General features: G+C 68.1%; 2 protein-coding genes. Both read right to left on the bottom strand.

The features are described from left to right. On the bottom strand, positions 1–220 hold a 220-nt coding region (locus ADK41_RS05125; RefSeq protein WP_030837583.1), incomplete at its 3' end, for an alpha-amylase family glycosyl hydrolase. Beyond that, positions 217–775 (bottom strand): alpha-glucosidase C-terminal domain-containing protein (locus tag ADK41_RS05130; RefSeq protein WP_030837580.1); only part of this gene is annotated, 559 nt, incomplete at its 5' end. The genes ADK41_RS05130 and ADK41_RS05125, both read right to left, overlap by 4 nt.

Raw genomic sequence — 775 nt, forward strand, 5'->3', positions numbered from 1 at the left:
ACTTGAAGAAGGGCGGCAGCCAGAGGCAGTCGACGCCCAGCCATTGCAGGTAGTCCAGCTTGGCGGTCAGGCCCTTCAGGTCGCCGATGCCGTCACCGTCGCTGTCCTGGAAGGAGCGGACGAGGACCTCGTAGAAGACGGCTCGCTTGAACCACTCCGGGTCCCGGTCCTTGGCGGGGGTGTCCTCGAAGGTGTCCGGCACTGGCTCGTTCACGGTCATGACGTTCCTGGCCCTCCGTTTCGCTGTGCGGCGGGCGGTCTCGGTACGTGCAGGACATGCGCGGGAGCCCGCCCCGGCTCCAGCCGCACGTAGTTGGCGCTGCCCCAGTGGTACGTCTCGCCGGTGAGCTCATCGCGCACCGGTGCCGACTCGTGCCACTCCAGGCCGAGTTGCGGCATGTCCAACGAGACCGTCGCCTCCTGGGTGTGGTGCGGGTCGAGGTTGGCGACCACGAGCACGACGTCGGAGCCGCTGCGCTTGCTGTACGCGATGACGGAGTCGTTGTCCGTCCGGTGGAAACGGAGGTTCCTGAGCCGGTGGAGCGCGGGATGTGCGCGCCGGATGGTGTTGAGCTTGGTGATGAGGGGGGCGATGGTGCGGCCCTCGCGTGCGGCGGTCTCCCAGTCCCGGTGCCTGAGCTGGTACTTCTCGGAGTCGAGGTATTCCTCGCTGCCGTCGCGCAGGGGGGTGTTCTCGCACAGTTCGTAGCCGCTGTAGATGCCCCAGGTGGGGGAGAGGGTGGCGGCCAGGACGGCGCGGACCTCGAAGGCGGGC

It is taken from the genome of Streptomyces caelestis, assembly GCF_001279005.1.
Taxonomy (GTDB): domain Bacteria; phylum Actinomycetota; class Actinomycetes; order Streptomycetales; family Streptomycetaceae; genus Streptomyces; species Streptomyces heliomycini.